The organism is Oceanobacillus sp. FSL W8-0428 (assembly GCF_038004405.1).
Taxonomy (GTDB): Bacteria; Bacillota; Bacilli; order Bacillales; family Amphibacillaceae; genus Oceanobacillus; species Oceanobacillus sojae.
Genome location: NZ_JBBORB010000001.1, coordinates 272,611 through 293,804 on the forward strand (window position 1 = coordinate 272,611; position 21,194 = coordinate 293,804).

At 38.1% G+C, this 21,194-nt stretch carries 13 protein-coding genes; 2 read left to right on the top strand and 11 right to left on the bottom strand.

Annotation, left to right across the window (positions count from 1 at the left end; genetic code table 11):
• Positions 1-17 precede the first annotated feature (17 nt).
• From MKY30_RS01200 to MKY30_RS01230, 7 genes are all read right to left on the bottom strand, one after another.
• Positions 18-833: a flagellin N-terminal helical domain-containing protein gene (locus MKY30_RS01200; RefSeq protein WP_147210673.1), complete on the bottom strand. Its 816-nt coding sequence runs from the start codon at positions 831-833 to the stop codon at positions 18-20.
• 200 nt (positions 834-1,033) lie between these two features.
• Positions 1,034-2,557 carry a histidine ammonia-lyase gene (gene hutH, locus MKY30_RS01205; RefSeq protein WP_147210674.1) on the bottom strand — a complete coding sequence of 508 codons (1,524 nt, stop codon included), beginning with the start codon at positions 2,555-2,557 and terminating at the stop codon, positions 1,034-1,036.
• 148 nt (positions 2,558-2,705) lie between these two features.
• On the bottom strand, positions 2,706-3,143 hold the full coding sequence (gene hutP, locus MKY30_RS01210; protein ID WP_147210675.1) for a hut operon transcriptional regulator HutP: 438 nt from the start codon (positions 3,141-3,143) through the stop codon (positions 2,706-2,708).
• A gap of 141 nt (positions 3,144-3,284) precedes the next feature.
• Positions 3,285-4,565, bottom strand: coding sequence for a YjiH family protein (locus tag MKY30_RS01215; protein ID WP_341085581.1), 1,281 nt, complete (start codon positions 4,563-4,565; stop codon positions 3,285-3,287).
• A 199-nt stretch (positions 4,566-4,764) separates the two neighbouring features.
• Positions 4,765-6,027, bottom strand: a complete 1,263-nt coding sequence (gene hutI / locus MKY30_RS01220; RefSeq protein ID WP_341085583.1) for an imidazolonepropionase — start codon at positions 6,025-6,027, stop codon at positions 4,765-4,767.
• A gap of 115 nt (positions 6,028-6,142) precedes the next feature.
• Complete coding sequence (gene hutU, locus MKY30_RS01225; protein ID WP_147210678.1) at positions 6,143-7,810, bottom strand: urocanate hydratase; 1,668 nt, start codon at positions 7,808-7,810, stop codon at positions 6,143-6,145.
• Between the two features lie 191 nt (positions 7,811-8,001).
• On the bottom strand, positions 8,002-9,489 hold the full coding sequence (locus tag MKY30_RS01230) for a response regulator transcription factor (RefSeq protein WP_341082588.1): 1,488 nt from the start codon (positions 9,487-9,489) through the stop codon (positions 8,002-8,004).
• A 658-nt stretch (positions 9,490-10,147) separates the two neighbouring features.
• Between MKY30_RS01230 and MKY30_RS01235 the strand changes: the two genes are divergently transcribed.
• Positions 10,148-12,619 (top strand): YheC/YheD family protein, encoded by a 2,472-nt coding sequence (locus MKY30_RS01235; protein WP_147210680.1) that lies wholly within the window; start codon positions 10,148-10,150, stop codon positions 12,617-12,619.
• A 98-nt stretch (positions 12,620-12,717) separates the two neighbouring features.
• Here MKY30_RS01235 and hag read toward each other — a convergent pair whose 3' ends face one another.
• The gene (hag, locus tag MKY30_RS01240; RefSeq protein ID WP_147210681.1) at positions 12,718-13,545 is read right to left on the bottom strand and encodes a flagellin Hag; all 828 of its coding nucleotides are present in this window, start codon (positions 13,543-13,545) and stop codon (positions 12,718-12,720) included.
• 471 nt (positions 13,546-14,016) lie between these two features.
• Here hag and MKY30_RS01245 point away from each other — a divergent pair, with 471 nt between their 5' ends.
• Complete coding sequence (locus MKY30_RS01245) at positions 14,017-14,193, top strand: aspartyl-phosphate phosphatase Spo0E family protein (protein WP_147210682.1); 177 nt, start codon at positions 14,017-14,019, stop codon at positions 14,191-14,193.
• A gap of 287 nt (positions 14,194-14,480) precedes the next feature.
• On the opposite strand, the gene MKY30_RS01250 is transcribed toward MKY30_RS01245, so the two are convergent.
• The 3 genes from MKY30_RS01250 to MKY30_RS01260 form a co-directional block, all read right to left on the bottom strand.
• Entirely contained in the window at positions 14,481-16,454 is a 1,974-nt protein-coding gene (locus MKY30_RS01250) for a methyl-accepting chemotaxis protein (RefSeq protein ID WP_341082589.1), read from the bottom strand.
• A 377-nt stretch (positions 16,455-16,831) separates the two neighbouring features.
• The gene (locus MKY30_RS01255) at positions 16,832-18,817 is read right to left on the bottom strand and encodes a methyl-accepting chemotaxis protein (protein WP_341082590.1); all 1,986 of its coding nucleotides are present in this window, start codon (positions 18,815-18,817) and stop codon (positions 16,832-16,834) included.
• A 230-nt stretch (positions 18,818-19,047) separates the two neighbouring features.
• The gene (locus MKY30_RS01260; protein WP_147210684.1) at positions 19,048-21,009 is read right to left on the bottom strand and encodes a methyl-accepting chemotaxis protein; all 1,962 of its coding nucleotides are present in this window, start codon (positions 21,007-21,009) and stop codon (positions 19,048-19,050) included.
• Between the last annotated feature and the right edge of the window lie 185 nt (positions 21,010-21,194).

The following is a 21,194-nucleotide window of genomic DNA, read 5'->3' on the forward strand; positions in this document are numbered from 1 at the left end:
ACCCTCTACTGAAAATATCAATTTTGCAAAAGCTGTAATATCATCTGCGGCTGTTGATTAGCCTGTGCCAGCATAGCCATCGCAACCTGTGCCAGAAGACTATGCTTGGTGTATAACATCATTTCCTTTGCAATATCCGCATCTCGAATCCGTGACTCTGCCTGTGTTAAATTCATAACAGTATTGGAAAGGTTGTTAATCGTATGCTCCAGGCGATTTTGGATTGCTCCCAAATTAGAACGCTGGGACGATGCCCGCTTAATCGCTTCATCTAATATACCAATGGCCTCGTCCGCTCCTTCTTGTGTAGAAATATCAATTTCATCTACACCAAGAGCCGCTGCCCTTACATCACCAATAGAAATCTCAATATACTGTCCGGAATTTGCCCCAACCTGAATACGCTTATTTGTATAAGAGCCGTCTAATAAGGATTGCGTATTAAACTCTGTATCCCTGCCAATTCGAGTCAATTCCTCACGAAGTTGATTGATTTCATCCTGCAGTATCTCCCGGTCAAGGTCTGAATATGTTCCATTCGCAGCCTTTACACTCAGCTCCCGCATCCGCTGCAATATCGCATGTGTTTCATTTACTGCACCTTCCGCAGTTTGCAGGAGCGAGATCCCATCCTGCGTATTACGTATCGCCATATTCAAACCGCGAATTTGCGCACGCATCTTTTCTGAGATTGCTAAACCGGCCGGATCATCTGCTGCACTGTTAATACGCTGACCACTCGCAATACGGAGCATGGATTTCTGAGCCATTGCAAAATGATTATTCATATTATTATAGATTGCGAAAGCCATTACATTATTATTGATACGCATCGATTATTACCCTCCAATCATACTATTTTTAATATACTTGTTTATAGGTATATCGGCTGGTTGGGCGGGAATGTGAAGAGATTGGGAGAGCTTTTATTATTTGATGGCAGCTTTGAGGAGGAGTGCTTTACGAATTTTAAAAACCTAAGAGACAACTATCCCTGATAAAATGAGGAATGTTGTCTCCTTGTTATCCTGTTTTAAGAAATATAAGATCCTTTTTCAATAAAATTGCTGGTGTTAATCAATGGATTTAAGGCTTGATTTACCTTCTCTATGTCTTCAGAAAAAATCCTGTCTTCCGTAATGCTTGGAACCGCCTTACGCATCTTATTCCATTTTTCTTTTAATTTCGGTGCTGCATTTTCTACACCCCGATATTCTATTGCCTGCAGAGCACATATACATTCGATCGCTAATACGCGTCTCGCATTTTGTATGATCATCCCCGCATGACGTGATGCGATTGTTCCCATACTTACATGGTCCTCCTGATTTGCAGAAGAAGGAATTGAATCCACACTTGCGGGATGTGCTAATGTTTTATTTTCTGAAACAAGTGATGCTGCTGCGTATTGCATAATCATAGCACCGGATTGTAAACCGGGCTCCGGGCTTAAAAATGGCGGTAAATCATTTAACTGTGGATTCACCAGCCGCTCGATACGACGTTCTGATATATTAGCTAATTCTGCTACAGCAATTTTCATAAAATCCATCGCAAATGCAATGGGCTGTCCATGAAAGTTTCCGCCTGAAATAACCAGCTTCCCCTCTTCAAAAATAAGCGGATTATCCGTAGCAGCATTCATCTCTATCTCCAGTTTTTCTTTCACATAATCCAGCGCCTGCCATGACGCGCCATGCACCTGCGGAATACAGCGTAATGAATAAGCATCCTGTACGCGCTTTTCGCCTTGCTTTGTAACAAGACTGCTCCCCTCTAACCATTCACGCATTCTTTCTGCAACTGCCATCTGCTGCTGGTAGCCCCTTGCTTCATGTACAGCCGGATGAAGGGTATCAATGATTCCTTCCAGACCTTCTATCGTCATACCCGCAATCCACTCACTATCCAGGGCGATCTGTTCTGCTTCTATATAGTTTACAATTCCCATTGCAACCATGGCCTGTGTACCATTGATAAGCGCAAGACCTTCCTTCGCCTGCAAGACGATTGGCTGGATACCTTTATCAGTCAAAATTGGTGCTGCATTTACTGGTTTCCCCGCACCATCATAGACCTTGCCTTCTCCGATTAAAACAAGTGCCAGATGGGCCAGCGGAGCTAAATCACCGGACGCCCCCAGGGATCCCTGCTGCGGAATGACCGGATGTACATTTTTATTAATAAGCTCAGCCAGCAGTTCAACTAGAACAGCACGAACTCCTGAAAATCCTTTCAATAAAGCATTTAAGCGCAGCACAATCATTGCGCGTGAAACAATTTCAGGAAACGGCTCTCCAATACCGCAAGCATGTGAACGTATTAAATTTAACTGCAGCTTTTCTACGTGTTCCTGATCAATAATGACATCACTGAATTTGCCGAAACCCGTATTAATTCCATATACCGTTTCTTTATCTGCTACAATATTTTCTACCGCATATCTGCTTTCGCGGACTTTTTGCATGCTTTTTTCTGAAATCGATACTTTTTCTTTATCGATCAGAATTCTTTTCAACTGATTAATTGTTAAAGAATGGCCTGTTAACTCTATCATTACTGCTTCCTCCTTTTTCAAGCCTGCTTTATCAAATTACGCTGTAAACATAAAAAGGAGGTGATAACGGCATACTTAAGTAAGCCATCATCACCTCCTAACAACTCGTTACTATAGGTCATGATTACGTATTTAATTGATAAAATGATTAAATATGATTAATACCAAGACCGAGCGCTTCATGCTCCAGTCCTTTTATTGGTGCACCGATTGTTCCGTAAAAAGCGACAGCTATCCACTCGCCTTCTTTTTCTTCTTCATATGGTCTGCCGCGTACAACAGCAAAGCGAAGGCCTACTGTCCGCATTGTCTCTCCAATCGCCAGCTGTCCTCTTGTTACGCCTTCAAGCGCCTCGACAATCGTATGGTATAAAGCATGCGTTTCTCTGTAGATTCCCTCTTCAATCAGCCCGCTTCGTTTAACTGCCGTTTCTACAGATGATATAACCTTCTGCATGTTCATCGAGCCCACTTTTCCAAGGCATGTATCCACTTCGTTAAACATGGCATCAAAGGAGCTATATTCACTCTCGTCTAACATGGCAAGCAGCGTTGCAATCTTTCCAATTCTAATTTTCTGAGACATGTAAACGCTCCCTTTTACTCTCAAAAATAACACTATTTACTATTGGCTATCTATAATTATAATCTGAGTAATAAAAATAGTCCATTACTTATAGGAATAATATCTGTTCATTTCGATGTTTACCTGCTCTTTTTAACCTTGCTAAAGTAATAAATATGCAATTGGCGTTACAATAATGATTGTTAATATAGTACGCTCAATCCAAATTACAATCAGCTTAGGAACACTGACCGGTATCTCTGTAGACAAGATACATGGAATTAAAGCCGAAAAGAAAAGAATAGCTGATACAGATAAGGTAGCAATTACAAATTTCGTTATTAATGGCGCATCCGTAACGAGCAATGCCGGTAAAAACATTTCAGCAATCTCTGTAGCTGCTGCCTTAGCAGCTAACAACGGCTCTGGAACCTGCATAATCCATGTGAATGGATAAAAGATATAACCCAATATATCAAATACAGAAGTATACTCCGCTAAAATCAGCCCCAGCAGACCAATCGACATAATAGATGGAAGAATTGCCATTGTCATGATTAAGCCATCCTTGAAATTCATCCAAATATTTTTTGAAATTGCCGGTGCCTGATCAGCAACCTCCATAGCTTGTGACCATGCAACTTTTATTCGATTCTTTTTAATATTTTCTTCCGGATGTCCTTCTCCGTCATAATATTCCTCACTGAGTTTATTTAAAGGCCACATTCTTACTGTGATTGCAGTTACCAGGAAAGTAACAAATAATGTGACCCAAAAATACATATTCCAGATCCCCATCAAACCAAGTGTATTTGCTATGACAATCATGAATGTTACAGAAACGGTTGAAAATCCTGTTGCAATAATCGTTGCTTCTTTTATTGTATATTTTCCTTCTTTAAAAACCCGATTTGTAATTAATAAACCTACAGAATAACTTCCAATAAAAGATGCTACTGCATCAACTGCAGATCTGCCTGGTACCTTCCAAATTGGACGCATAACAGATTGGAGCAGAACTCCAAAAAACTCTAATAATCCATAGCCTACAAGTAAAGCCAGAAAGACAGCTCCAATAGGTACAAGAACTCCGACCGGAATAACCAATTTTTCAAAGAGATATGGTCCGATATTTGGATCAAGCAGCCAGCCTGGTCCAAATTGAAAAACTAACATAACCGTTACAGCTGCACCAGAAATCTTAAACAAAGACAAAACAATATTAACTATATCTTTATTCCAAGTACGATTTATAAATGGATATATTGCTCCAAAGATAATCATAATCAAAGCATAATAAGGAACAGCATCGGAAAAAACGGTTTGAACATAGGTTACAATATGATCAAGCGGAATCGATGATACTCCGTTTATTGTAATCGGGATAAAGAAAGTAAAAATTCCAATCAAACTAAACAAGAGAAACTTCAGCAAATTATTGATATTAAGGGATTGTGCGTGTTTAGGCTCTTTAACAGTTACGTCTTTTTGAACTTGATTCACTCTATTCACCCTTTTTATTTAAGTTTCGATACTACTGCTAAATATGACAATCCCCTTATTCTCTATTTGATAGTTCCCTTTAAAAACAGCAGTATTGTCAAGTCATTATTTTACATCGTGATCTAAGGGCAGATTATACTTATTGAAGCCGTCCTCCCACTACAACCTGCTTTCCGGATTTTATAACAGTATCTACATGATTCATCCCATACTGGTACGATAAAGTTAAATAATTAGGAACATCAAAAATGGTAATATCTGCTTTCTTACCACTTTCCAGGCTGCCCGCCTCATCTGCACAGCCAATGGCATGTGCTGCATTAATCGTTGTTGCAGTTAATACTTCCTCAGGTGTCATTTCCATCTTCAGACAGCCTAAATTCATAATAAACGGAAGAGAAATCGTTGGCGAAGATCCCGGGTTCTGATCCGTGGATAAAGCTACCGCAACCCCAGCATCGATAATCTTTCTAGCAGGAGCAAATTCCGCCATTAGGAAGAAGGCTGTTCCAGGTAATAAAACACCGACAACTCCCTGCTCTGCCATCGCTTTTATTCCTTCGTCGGATGCTTTCAAAAGATGATCTGCTGAAATTGCCTCGACCTCTGCTGCTAATTTCGCACCGGCATATGGTTCAATCTCATCAGCATGAATTTTAGGAATAAGTCCGTGTTTTTTTCCAGCCTCTAGTATTCGCTTTGACTGCTCGGGCGTAAATACTCCTCGCTCGCAAAATACATCGTTAAATACAGCTAATTTCCGTTCTGCTACTTCAGGAATCATTTCTTCAATGACCCGGGTAACAAACTTTTCCGGATTCTTTTTCTCATCCATCGGTACAGCATGAGCTCCCATAAAAGTAGAAATAATATCAACTGAATGATCCTTTTGCAGCTGCTTTGCCACTTCCAGCTGTTTCAATTCATGCTCCAGTGTTAATCCATACCCGCTTTTTGCTTCAAGCGTTGTCACACCATGCAATAAAAATTTATCTAAACGCTTTTTCGACTCTTCATATAACTTTTCATGGCTTGCCTTTTGTGTAGCACGGGTGGTTGCATGAATCCCCCCGCCTGCCTCCATTATTTCCATATATGTTTTTCCTTTTAAACGCATCGCATACTCATTTTCCCGTGTACCGGCATGAACAAGATGTGTATGTGGGTCAATCAGACCCGGTGTTACAATTTTACCGGTTGCATCGATTTGTACTGCATCTTCTATTTGTGTTCTGTATTTTTCACGGAGCTCTTCATCCGGACCCACTTCAACAATCCTTCCATCTTCAATCCAGATACTCCCATGCTTCATTATTGAAATCTTGGACATTTTCTCTTTTTTAGCAGGTGTATCAGAGTGCCCCGCCATTGTAATTACTTGATTCGCATTTGAAATAAACATCTTTTGTGCCAATGTTACTTCCCCTCCCGCATGCATGTTTTTAACAGTTTATAAAATGTAGCTGTATTCGTACATCTCTGAAAAAATATTTGTTTCCAAAAGACAGCACTTTACATTATTCATTTTTTAACATGGGAATGTTCACGTTCTTTTTACGCGCTGTTTCCTGTGCCAGCTCATATCCTGCATCCACATGACGGGCAATTCCCATCCCGGGGTCCGTAGTCAATACACGCTCCAGGCGTTTTTCAGCACCCTTCGTCCCGTCCGCAACAATGACCATCCCAGCATGTAGAGAATATCCCATTCCTACACCGCCGCCGTGATGAACACTGACCCAGCTTGCCCCGCCAACACTATTGATCAGAGCATTTAAAATTGGCCAGTCAGCAACAGCATCGCTGCCGTCTTTCATTGATTCTGTTTCTCTGTTTGGTGATGCGACAGAACCGGAATCAAGATGATCACGGCCAATGACGATTGGAGCACTTAACTCCCCACTGGCAACCATATCATTGATGATTTTTCCAAATCTCGCACGTTCCCCGTAACCAAGCCAGCAAATACGGGAAGGCAGGCCCTGAAAGCTCACCTTTTCTCGAGCCATCCGAATCCAATTACATAAATGCTTATTATCACTAAATTCACGTAAAACCACTTCATCTGTTTTATAAATATCCTCTGGATCTCCGGATAACGCCACCCAGCGGAACGGTCCTTTACCTTCGCAAAATTGCGGACGGATATAGGCAGGAACAAACCCAGGGAAATCGAAAGCATTTTCTATACCCTCGTCTTTTGCCACCTGGCGAATGTTATTTCCATAATCAAAGGTAACAGCTCCCTGCTTCTGCATTTCCAGCATTGCTTCTACATGCTTAGCAATACTTGCTTTAGAAAGAGTTGTATATTCTTTCTCGTCCTTTTTCCGCAAATCAGCAGCTTCCTCCAAGCTGAATCCTTCTGGAATATAACCATTTAACGGATCATGCGCAGATGTCTGATCCGTTAACACATCGGGAATAAATCCTTTCGCAATCATTTCTGGTAAAACCTCTGCTGCATTTCCTAATAGACCGATAGATAAAGCTTTCCTTTGGCTACGGGCCTCATCAGCCAGACGAATCACTTCGTCTACGTTATCTGTATACATATCTAAATATTTCGTTTCGATCCGACGATTAATTCGATGCTGATCTACTTCAACTGCAATGCAGACACCGCCATTCAAGGTTACAGCCAGTGGCTGAGCCCCTCCCATGCCGCCAAGTCCCGCAGTTAATGTAATGGTTCCAGCCAGGCTGCCTTTAAAATGCTGCTTTGCACATTCCGCAAAGGTCTCATAGGTTCCCTGCAAAATTCCCTGACTGCCAATATAAATCCAGCTTCCAGCAGTCATTTGCCCGTACATCATTAATCCTTTCCGGTCCAATTCATTAAAATGTTCCCAATTCGCCCAGGCAGGTACAAGGTTTGAATTGGCTATCAACACTTTGGGAGCGTCTTTATGAGATGGGAAAACGGCTACTGGTTTTCCAGACTGAATTAATAACGTCTCATCAACTTCTAATTCTGTTAAAGACTTAACAATGGCATCATAGCAATCCCAGTTTCTCGCTGCTTTTCCAATCCCGCCATACACCACTAAATCATCCGGATTTTCCGCTACATCTGGATGGAGGTTATTATTTAACATGCGTAATGCTGCTTCCTGAATCCAACCTTTTGTATTTAATTCCGTGCCTCTATATTGTTTTACTTCTCTTGACCTTGTCTCTGACATGACTTATTCACTCTCCCATCAATTCTGTATTCTGATAATTCTTATTTTACCAATCAGGGAGAGTGCAATATAGATAACTCCTATTCGAAATAATATAAAAATCATAGGTAAAGATAAACTTATATATAAAACGCTTTCATTTTATGATAATAATATTAGATTATTATAAAAATATAATATTTCTACTTCATTTATTGCAATCTCCATTCACGCGGAGTCAGACCGGTATGTGATTTAAACACACGGCTAAAATAATTTGGATTGCGGAAACCGACAGCAGCAGCAATATTTTGAATGGAATCATCCGTTGCACCAAGCATCTCCTTCGCCTTTTGCATTCGAATATAGATCAGCATTTCCCGGAAAGATTGCTGATATCTTTTCGACAGAATATGGCTCAAATAAGATGGGCTGCGGTGAACATGCGCAGCTACTTCCGTCAATGAAAGAGTTGCGTCATTATAATGATTCTCCATATAACCGATGGCCGCTTCGATAACATCTGCCCTCGCATATATATCCTGTTCCTTGACCGTTTGAAACAGATAATTAATAAACAGAATCAGCTCCTGGACAATACGATATAAAACCGGACTATATAATATACTCTCAAACACATTTTTATAATACGCTTCACTAGCCTTTGATTTCAGCCCTTTCCGGAACATAAACCGGCGTATCTGCGCGAGTATACTTGTTAATCGTGTCCGAAGCAGACCTGGCTCCGGATATGGAGACTTCATATTAAAAAATTCCTCATACAGCCAGCTTTTCAGCTTATCTCCCTGTCTCTCATCCAGCATAAAAACCCAATTTCTCTGCTCCTCCACAGTTAAAAAAGGATCAATATCTATCCATTCCTGAACATCTTCTGCCTGCAACACCTGCTTATAGCCTATAAAAAAGGTCGTTTCCATCATCCGCAATAGTTTCATATAAATCGGATGAAGAGAGTCCCCACTCCCTCTATTTACAACAATTGCAATAGGATTTCCTTCCGAATGCTCCCATTCTCTTAAGAATCGCTGCGCCTGCTTTACAGGTGCCGGAAAATCATGCTGGAACACGAGCACAATATTATCATGAGCAGAAAATACGGATGGCTTATAATCAAAATCAAATTGATCGATAAAATCTCTGAGATCATTTAATGTTTTTCGCTGCTCAGCTCCCAGTAAATATACAGGGTAAGGGAAGGAAACATGGTCGTCTATAAATAAAGCTTCATACCGCACAGTGTGCCCCAGTTCTGTAATCGTGTTTTTCTTACTTACAGCTGATAGATTTCCGATAGCCTGCTGTAAGGCATGCTTCATAAGTGATGGAGAGAGCGGCTTCACCCACAAATCAACTGCTTTAATAGACATTGCCTGCATTGCCCGCTCAAAAGTAGCCTCGGCAGTGATGGCGATAACCTGTCCAGAATATCTGTGAATAAATGATTTAACCATCTCCCAGCTGTCTTCCTGTATCATATCTAATTCTATACATAATATATCAGGCAGTTCATTTTCGAGAGTGGTCAGAACGTCTGTTAGTTGATTGGCTAATCTGGTCTTGTTTATTGGGAATGAATATTTTGAAAGCAGCCAATGGATGCCTTGAAGTTCTTCTTTGTCGCGATCCGCAATTAGTAGTTTGTAGATGGGAAGGACCTCCTTTGGTGATTTAATAATCATATAAATAAACCTATTTTTTTATAAACACATAGGCATTGATTAGTTCTTATAGAAGTACCTGATAATGTTTACTTTTCTCTAATATAGCTATTAATAATCTTTATAACTTTTAAAATCCTCTTTTTATACTTTAATTCGCTTCCTCTTACTTTTTTTCCTCTTCCAACCAGCATAACCCTATCTACTTGATCTCAATATTTACTTAACTGTTTACATATTTCTTCATCATTGGCTTCCAGTTTACTTTTAGGAGCAACAATTTCATTTATGGATGAATGATTATGGTATGAAAGTTTTCGAGCATATAAACTAGCTAAATTTAAAATGACTACTTTTGAAAATCCTCTAACATAAAAGTATATACACACTTTATTAACTGTGCAAAAACAGATATTCCATTAAATTTATGATATCTCTATAAAACTAAGTAATATAACTAATTTTTTCCTTCTAACACTAAGGTACAAATAACTATCCTCCCTTCTTCGTATTAATTTATAGTTATAATTCTATCTCGTATAATATAAACTTGAAGCTATAACTCCTTTAGTATTTCTCCTAACATACCGATAATAAACATGAAGGTTATCTCTTCATTTCATTTTATAACAGCATCTATTATTCCAAACATATTTTTTTAAGTCAGGAGTGCATCATTTTGCCTACAATAAATCAAAAGCAAATCAATCAATCATTAAACATCGTAAACACAATTATAGAAGCAGCTGAACATTTTCAAGGGTTAGTGAGAAAAAAAGAAAAAAATCAGGCTATTTTTATATTGGGGAGTATTGTCGATGGTATTCAGGCATTAAATCAAAATGGCTACATAAACAGTACACACCAAAATTTATCTGGTAAATTAGAGAAAAATTTATTATTAATTGCTAAAAATATCGAGAACGATAAATCAACGAAAATCCTTGAAATTACACAGTTTTCACTTATTCCTAACCTAAAAAAACTGCAGCTGCTATTTGAAGAAAATAACCATATAAATAAAGAAAAAGAGCAAATTAAAATCGGAGTTTACGGCATTCAAAATCCCCTCCTTTACTATCCACAGCCCCGAATTGAGGCAATGGTAAAAGAGAGTGAAAAACAAAATGCAATCTTATATTTTTTCGGAGATAATGATGTGAACTTCTCTGAGAAAATGATTGATGCAGTATCTTATCAGAATGGAGAAAAAAAGCAAGTAACCATTCCTTTTCCAGATGTAATTAATAATACTTCAGCAAAAAAGACACATATTGGGCGAAAATTGTTAAGGACAGTTCCATTTACAAATTATTTTCATGTTGGCAATAAAATATCCTTACCACAACGTCTCGTGCAAACAAGAAATAAATATGTGAAATTACTTGTGCCATTTCAATTATGTCATAATAAAGAAAAAATTCTGAACTTCATAGAGAGTAATAATAAAGTAGTTTTCAAACACTTGGAAGCAAATCGTGGTGAAAATATTTATTTTGTAACGAAAAAGAAACACCGGTATATTTTATTAGATCAAAAAAAAGAGAATATTCTTGTGGCAGAAGAATTTGAAAAATGGCTTGATGACATTATATTAAATCAAAAAGGCAGCTACATTATTCAAAAGTATATTCATACTCGTACAAAAAATAATGAACCTTATCATATACGTTCGCATGTACAAAAAAACGCATCAGGAAAATGGCAAGTCACCTATATTTATCCGCGTATCGGTAATAAAAAATCAAACCTAAGTAACATCAGCACAGAAGGAAGAATAGAAGACTTCCATGAATTTTTAATGAATGAGTATGGGGATAAGCAGGGGAAAAAATATGCAGAAGATATTCTGAAATTATCTATTGATGTAGCATGGAATTTAGATAAATTATATGGTATGGCGATTGATGAGCTCGGCCTGGACTTTGCAATTGATGATAAAGGGAAGATATGGATGCATGAAGCAAACAATGGGCCACAGACTGCTTTCCATGAAGACCAAAGAGCTGTGAATACCATTGGTTATGCAAAATACATTTATAAAAATGGTATTGTCCATTCACTTTCTGCTAATAGTATTCAAAAAAACCAATTTAACTCACATACTTCTAATTTAAGTACCCGTCATCATATGGGTAAAAAATTATTAGGTCTTATCGTTCCAAATATTGCGCAGATTACACCTTTACAAAGAGCACTTATAAGCTCTGCCGAAATGGAAAATATAGATATTTGTCTTATCCGGCCAAACGATATCGATTTTGAGAATTTACTTATCCGCGGGCATTTTTATGACAGAGAGAATCAAGAGTGGAAACCTTCTATCAGCTCTTATCCAGATATTATTTTAGATGAATTAAAAGCAAAAGATAATGAACATCTTAAATTTGTTTATGAAGAGCTTGAGAATATTCCATTTATCAATCACTGGTCTAATCAAATTGTAAATATACCTGAGCTGTACCAACAGCTAGAAAAAAATGAAAAATTAGCTCCCCTATTACCAAATTATGCAAGGATTAAAAAACTTCGAGATGTATTTCATTGGGTAAATAAATATCACAGTATTAAATTGATTTTGGAAGCAGAAGATGAAATTATGTATATTAACCAGCTGCAAAATAATAAATTTGAAGTAATATCACAGCAGAAAACACAAGTGTTCAGTGAGTTTCAATTGACTCAGCACTTCGAAAAAATCTTAGTAAAAAAACGTGTTATTGTAGAAGCAGATACTTATGAGTTTCCCAGAAAGCAATTTAATCTGCATTTAATTAGAGATATCAATATAAATAAGTGGAATATTGCAAATGTAACATTTCAAACTGCGAATAATGGAAATGAATTACTCCATACTAACCAAATAAGCTTTCTAAACTCTGACGAAAAACAGATAGATATTGATGAATTTAATTCGATAGAAGCAAATTTAATGGAATACAGTGAATTAATCGCAGCTGCTATCCAAGACTATTATTCGATGCTTCCACTAAATGAATTGGAAATTACATTTCAGCTTAGCAAGGATAATGAGATCGCTATTTCAAAAGTAAATCCTTGTGGTCCAGCATATACACTTCACCCTGAACGATATGCTAAACTAGTGATTAAGCTTGGAGTGCAATTGATTTCTTCAAATGAAGTATTATAAACCTAAAACAGGAATGAGTATTAGAAACTCACTCCTGTTTTTAAAAAATAAATTTATGGTTAAAAAAAGCCCCCATCCGGGAGCTTTTTATATACTTATTATTGTAATAATTGAAGTACACCTTGTGGAACCTGGTTAGCTTGCGCAAGCATAGATTGAGCTGCTTGAGAAAGAATGTTATTCTTTGTGAATTCCATCATTTCTTTCGCCATATCAACGTCTCTAATACGAGATTCTGCTGCTGTTAAGTTTTCAGCAGATGTACCTAAATTATTGATAGTGTGTTCTAAACGGTTTTGGTTTGCACCAAGGCTTGAACGAGCTTTTGAAACTTTAGCAATTGCAGCATCTACTAAAGCTAAGTCAGCATCAGCGCTTTCTCCACTAACTTCAAGACCATTTACACCTAAATCTTCGGCACTGAATCCTTCTCCTTCTGCACCTGAATTAATTACAACTTCTAAGGCTTGCTCTTGGTTTGCACCAATTTGCAATGTTCCTTCATAGCTGCCATCTAGAAGTTTTTTACCGTTGAACTCTGTACGTTCTGAAATTCCTGTTAATTCCTTATTAAGCTCATCAATTTCATCTTTGATTGCTGTTAGGTCATCAGATTCTAAAGTTCCTTCGTTACCAGCTTTTACAACAAGCTCTCTTTGACGCTGTAAAATAGCATGTGTTTCATTTAGAGCACCCTCAGCAGTTTGAATTAAAGAAATACCATCTTGTGAGTTTACAGATGCTTGTTCTAAACCACGAATTTGTCCACGCATTTTTTCTGAAATAGATAGACCAGCAGCGTCGTCCCCTGCGCGGTTAATCTGAAGTCCAGAAGAAAGCTTTTCCAATGAACTCTGTACTCCGTTTTGGTTTACTCCCAGCTGACGATGTGCGTTAATTGCGGAAATGTTGTGATTGATAATCATAATTTCTTACCTCCATGTAATTTAAAATTTTTGAGCCACATCCATGTGATCTCATCTATATTAACCATTTAGGTCAATATCAAAATAAATATTTATCGTTAAGGCCCTAACGAATCATCCATTGATGATCTATTTCTTATATCGGCAACTGGGACAAATTGTTTAAGCTTTTTTATAATTTTTTTTAATTCTTTTTTCAAATTTATTTTTCCTCACTTTTTGCTGCGAAAAAAGCCTCTATAATTCTATAAAAACATGCCATCCTCCTAATGAACACTTATCATAAAATCCAGTTCACCCAAACTTAATTTAAATATTTAACTTACTATTAAATACTCCCTTCCCATAAATTACAATAGTTGATTTATTTTATTTTTCTCCCCTTTCCTGTTAAAATCATGCTAAGAGCCTTATCATATCTTTTTATGCCATATCCAACTTCTGTTTGATAATTGGAGAGGGCGTGAGAGTATGTCAGAAATTAATAAATTGAACAAGCAGATTGAAGCGAAAAGAAAAGAAATGTATGCAGCTTATGAAAAAGATCCAAATGACCCAAATTTATTGAAAATATCACAGTCGCTGGATAACTTGCTAAATCAATTAGATCGGATTTCAAATAAAACTCCCATTCAACGGAAGATCTGATAGCTTGATTACAAATCTGCATGGTAGTCGTTTAATTGCTGCATATCTTATAAAAATAAGACGATTGCCAAGCTGTATAAGTAAAGATGCAAATAAATGATATGTATAGAAAGAGTAAGGCTGTACCCATATTTTGAAGCAAAAAATCAAATTGGTTTGTTTTGAAGTGGAAATGAATATAAATTCATTTGAAGTTTAAATAAAAAAGCTGAAGTACTTATATAGAAAAAAGAAGAATCTTCCTAATAACGGAGATTCTTCTTTTTTACTATTACGTTTTATTCCTCTTAATATTTATATTCCGCAATTTTTGATGTTAAATCCTCTGCCATGCTGGACAGGGATTTTGCAGATGCTGAGATTTCCTCCATGGATGCAAGCTGTTCTTCTGTAGATGCTGCGACCTCTTCTGAGGATAAGGCATTATCTCTGGCTATAGAAGCCAGGTCATTTGCAGTTGCTGTTACCTGTTGAACTGCTGCAGACATCTGCTCGGATATTGCCATTACTTCTTCCATCTGCGGTTTAATATCGCTGCTTGAACGCAGAATTTCTCCGAATTTATCAATGGCATCATAAGATACATCTAATCCATCATTTACATTGGCTGTCACTTCAGACATCTTTTCCACCGCTTTTTGAACGTCGTCCTGGATGCCATGAACAATTGAGCTGATTTCGCCGGCTGAGTTTTTGGATTCCTCCGCTAATTTACGAACCTCATCAGCTACAACAGCAAATCCTTTTCCATGCTCGCCGGCACGAGCTGCTTCAATCGCTGCATTTAATGCCAGAAGATTTGTCTGTTCAGAAATATCAGTAATAGCTTTTAAGATTGTACTTACTTGCTTCGAGCGTTCCAGTAAGGAGGCGATATTCAGGTTTGTATTATCTACAGAGGATTGGATAGAAGTCATTTGATTTAAAGTATCACTGACTGCTTTCCCTCCGACTTCTGCCTGTGTGCTCATTTGCGTCACCAATTCAGCAACATTTGTGGAGCTATCAACAATTCGACCGACCCCTGTCGATATCTCTTCTAATGAATTAGCGCTTTCTTCTGTTCCACTTAACTGTTTTTCTGAGCTGGCGGATACCTCTTGAATAGCTAAGGATACCTGTTCTGATGAGCTTGTCATTTGGTCAGCATTCGCATTTAATTCCTCTGCCGATGCGGCAACCTGCTGCGCATTAAATTCGACATCACGAACAAGATTTTTCAAGCCCTCCTGCATTTCATTAAAGGCCTGACCCAGCTCGTCAATTTCATCCTTTGTATTAATCTCAATTGAATGTGTTAAGTCACCTGTACTGATTACTTTAGCATTTTCTTTTAATTTACGAATTGGGCGGGTGATGGAACGGATTAAGAACAGGATGACTAAAGTTCCCACCAATAGTGTGCCAGCGATAACCGTTACCATTATCGTTAAAGTCGATGCTGCTTCATCCTGAATTTCGCTGTAATCAATCGTTCCCGCCAGCTTCCATCCGGATAAATCATTTGTGTCATAAACCATTATTTTTTCTGCATTATCATAGCTGTACTCAAAAGTGCCTGTCTCATTATCAAACATTGTTCCCAGTGTACTGCCATCCGCTTCTTCTCCCGTTTCAAAGGTTGGATGGTAAACATACTTCTGCTGTTGATCAAGAATAATCGCATAGCCATTTTGTCCGATAGAAACTTCTGATGCCATCTGCTGGATAAAATCAATGTACAGGCTGATTCCCATTACTCCAGAACCGTCATCCAATGTTTTCGTGATACTTACTACTGTTCCTGTTCCGCTTGCGCTTTCAAATGGTTCTGAAATTTGCACCTCTCCCGGATTATCCACAGCATTGATAAACCAGCCGCGTTCGGTTGCATCAAATCCTTCCGGCAATTCAGAAACAGGCTGTCTATAGAATAGATCACCGTCATTAGAAGCCATATATACCTCGGAAACGCCTTCGTTCATTTCTTTATATTGTCCCAACACCTGTTCTAATGCCTCTTCATCATCATCAATTTGCCCACTATTAAATTGTGCTGCAAATGTATTCAAATCATTTATTTTTAATTCCAATGCATTGTCTACTGTCTGGTTCAGCAGTGCAGTAATATCTTCTACCTGCTCTGTTTTTTGATCCTCTAAAGTGCTGATAGAGCTGAAATATGTAATTGCTCCAATGATTATCCCCGGAGTCAATAGCATTAAAAAGAAGGATAATACTAATTTAAATCTAATTCCTTTTGGTTTCATTATTTTCTTCACAACTGAATCTCCCTTGCTGCTATATTTGATTTTCACGATTAAAATGGTAAGAGAAGAATTATTAACATCGACATATTCGCCTTCTCTTTAATGGTTTATTTAAAGTAGGCAAAAATACCCACAAAGCAAGTATACAGTAGCCGTTAATGATTCACTCCTTTTTCTGCTAAAATACAGTACTCGTCCTTAAAAATTCATACTTTATATTTATCGGATAATTTTTCATAATATAAACACATTCGTTTTGTTTTAAAACTTTCATTCTACTCCAAACTATCAACCCATGACTAAATACTTACAAAAAAAAAAAAAACTGCAGCTGATAACAAAGCTCCCTGCTTAGAATTTCGTTCAACTGCCGTTCTTTTTATCCATGTTTAATATTTATACATTTTAACCTTTTCCGTTAATTCCTCTGCCATAGACGATAATGATTTCGCCGATGCCGAGATTTCCTGCATGGATGCTAATTGCTCTTCCGTTGAAGCTGCTACTTCCTCAGAAGTTGCTGCATTCGTTCTGGCAATAGCGGCTAAATTATTTGCTGTTGCAGTAACCTGTTCAACAACGGCAGACATCTGCTCAGAAATTGCTGTAACCTCTTCCATCTGCGGTTTGATACTGTCACTTGTCCGTATGATTTCCCCAAATTTGTCAATTGCATCATAGGATACATCCAGGCCATCATTCACTGATGATGCCACCCGCTCCATTTTCTCAACAGCATTTTGGACATCACTTTGAATTCCTTGAACAATTGCGCTGATTTCACTTGCAGATGCCTTAGATTGCTCTGCCAGCTTCCTCACCTCATCAGCAACAACAGCAAAGCCTTTTCCATGCTCTCCGGCACGAGCTGCTTCAATTGCTGCATTTAAGGCAAGTAAGTTAGTCTGCTCCGAGATATCGGTAATTGCTTTGAGAATGGTATTTACTTCTTTAGAACGCTCTAATAAAGATGTTATATCTTTATTCGTATCTTCTACAGATGACTGGATGGATGTCATTTGATTTAGTGTATTACTTACGGCCTGTCCACCTACATCTGCCTGCCCGCTCATCTGGGTTACATATTCAGAAACCTTTGTCGAGCTTTCTACAATTCTTCCGACTCCGGTTGATACTTCCTCCAAGGAATTCACACTGTCTTCCGTACCATTTAACTGATCTTCTGCACTGGAGGATACCTCTTGAACCGCAAGCGATACTTGTTCCGATGAATTTGTCATTTGATCCGCATTGGCGTTTAACTCCTCTGCGGATGCTGCAACCTGCTGCGCATTTACTTCTACATCACGGATCAATTCTCTTAAACTGCTTTGCATCTCGTTAAACGCATTGCCTAGCTGACCAATCTCATCATTTTTGACAACTTTAATCTCTTCCGTCAAATCTCCGGTGCTGATTACCTTTGCTCTCCTTTTTAATCCATTGATTGGACGAAGAATAGACTGAATAGTGACCGCATTTATGACACAGCCGATTAGAAAAGCAGCAGTCATTACAATGATAAGTGTTTTTATAATGGAAGCTGCATTGTCCTGTACTTCACTGTAATCAATACTTCCAGCCAGCGTCCAGCCTGTGAAGTCATCGGTATCATAAACCAGAATTTTCGATTCATTATTCTCTGTATATTCAAAAGCTCCTGCATTCTCTGCGGATACTTGATTATAAAAGCTTTCTTCCATCTGTGCGCCTATTTCATTTTCAGGATGGAAAATAACATTTCCGCCTCTGTCTAACAAAACAGGGTAACCGCTTTCACCAATTTCAACAGAGGATGCCATTTCCTGAACAAAATCCATCGACAAATCAATGCCGACGACTCCTGAACCACCTGCCAACGCTTTAGAAAGTGTCACAACCATATCTCCGTCTAAAGCTTCTGTTGGGTAAGGGTCAGAAATAATTAATTCTCCCGGAGCTTCCATTGCTTCTATGTACCATGGACGATCACGAGCATCGAAATCATCAGGCAGTTCTGTTTCCGGCTGAATAACTAATGTGCCTTCTTCAGAACCAAAATAAACTTTATCTACTTCATCGTGAAAATGTAAGTATTGACCAACAACAATGGTTAGTTCATCGTCTTCCTCTTCTATCTGGTCCCCTCTTGTATTTTCAGCAAATACGTCAATATCTCTACTTTTCAAGGCAAGTGTATCCTCGATATTTTGTCCCATTAAAGTGATGATTTCATTTACCTGTTGTTCCTGCTGTGCTTGCATGGAATTGACGGAGCTGTTGTAAGTCAAAAAACCAATAAGAACGATCGGTATGATTAAGATAGATGAAAAAGATATAACCAGCTTTCTCTTCACTCCATTTATTTCTTTGTTTTTCTTTTTCAAGCGGTTCATCCTCCTTTTATTGGAAAAAATCCTCCGCTTTTAATATCGGTTTCATTTGTCTAAAATGAATCCTTTTTCCTTATTTCCCTACTTATATTCTATAACAAAAACTGACGAATAAACCAAAAGACCTATCCATTCCCTCCTTCTATTAAATGAAACCAATAATAAAAAACCAGACCTCTATACAAGTATGTTTCACTACTTGGAATAAAAGGTCCGGCTTTTTCTAGATTCTATTAATATTTGTATTGATTAATCTTCTCAGTTAACCCTTCCGCCATTGATGACAGAGATTTTGCTGCTGCAGATATTTCTTCCATAGAAGCAAGCTGCTCTTCTGTAGAAGCTGCGACTTCCTGAGAGGATGCTGCATTATTTCTGGCAATGGATGCTAAATCATTTGCTGTACTTGCCACTTCCTGCACTGCTGCTGACATTTGTTCAGAAATGGCCATAACTTCTTCCATTTGCGGCTTAATATCTGTACTTGATTGAATAATTCCTTTAAATTTGTCCATCGCATCATCGGATACTTCTAAGCCTTTGTCTACATTTGCTGTTACCTGCGACATTTTTTCAACAGCGTCCTTTACGTCTGTTTGAATTCCCTGCACAATCGCACTAATTTCACCGGCGGATGTTTTCGATTGTTCAGCCAGCTTACGTACCTCGTCCGCTACAACAGCAAATCCTTTTCCATGCTCTCCGGCGCGGGCTGCTTCAATTGCTGCATTTAGGGCAAGTAAATTAGTCTGTTCCGAAATATCTGTAATTACCTTCAGAATCGTGCTTACTTCATTGGAGCGCGTCATCAATGACATAATATTAACATTTGTATTATCCACGGAGGATTGAATAGACGTCATTTGATTCAATGTATCCGTAACAGCTTTTCCACCAATTTCTGCCTGTTCACTCATCTGATTTACGAGTTCAGCTACCTGTGATGAGCTCTCGACAATTCTGCCGACACCTGTCGATACCTCTTCTAATGAGTTAGCACTGTCTTCTGTACCATTCAATTGTGTTTCAGAGCTTGAAGATACCTCTTGAATAGCCAGTGATACTTGTTCAGACGAGCTCGTCATCTGATCAGCATTGGCATTTAATTCTTCGGCTGATGCTGCAACCTGCTGTGCATTAAATTCAACATCGCGAATTAATTCTTTTAAGCTGTTTTGCATCTCATTAAAAGCAGTGCCTAGCTCTCCAATCTCATCTTTTGTTTTCACTTCAATAGATTGTGTTAAGTCGCCCGTACTGATAATATGTGCTTTCTCTTTCAACTCCTTGATTGGTTTAACAATGGAACGTACGATAAATACCGTAACTGCCAGTCCAATAATAACAGCACTGATTAATACAATTAATAAGGTGTTAAAAACCGTAGCGGCCTCTGTTTGAATTTCACTATAATCGATTGTTCCAGCTATTTTCCAACCAGTTAAATCATTGGTTCCATAAACCATGATTTTATCTGTATCTTCATAGTTATATTCAAATTCACCACTACCTGAATCGTATAGGCTATTATAAAAGGCTTCGCTTGCTTCTTCACCGATTTCCATAACCGGATGATAAATAAAGTGCTGCGTTTTATCTAATAAAATCGCATAGCCGTTTTTACCGATTTGGACTCCAGATGCTACCTGCTGAATAAAATCAATCGATAAATCCAACCCGACAACTCCTGAGCCGTCCTCTAACGCTTTGGATACTGTGACAACCATATCACTATCTGCCCCTGCTGATACATAAGGCTCAGAGATAATAATTTCTCCAGGGTTTGCCATTGCTTCTATGTACCACGAACGTTCACGCGGATCATAATCTCCCTCTATCACATCCGTTGATGCTTCCATAAACGCCCCATCCTCAGAACCGGCATAAGCGGATACTACTTCATCATGGAAATAAAAATATTGCTCCAAGGCTGTAGCTAATCCTTCTGACTCATTATCTATCAGCTCTCCCTGAACCTGCTCCGCTAATACTTCTACATCCCTGCTCTTTAAAGCAAATGTATTATCAATCGTCTGATTCATAATCGTGATAATTTCTTTCACTTGATTTTCCTGCTGTGTCTGTAATGTATTGACAGAGCTATTGTACGTCATAAAACCAATTACAATGCCCGGAATCAATAACATACATATAAATGATATAATCAGCTTAAAACGAATCCCTTTTTTCTTCATTGCTGTCCCTCCACCCTATCGTTTTTCTTGAAAAAAGTGCTTCTATATTTATCTATCGGCTGCATATTAAGAAATTGAATACATTTTAAGTTATTTAGTCCTGCAAATTTTTTTAACATAAACTAATTATCCTAAAAAATGTATGAAAATATTCTTGCTAACGTAAATAAATATAGGTAAATATG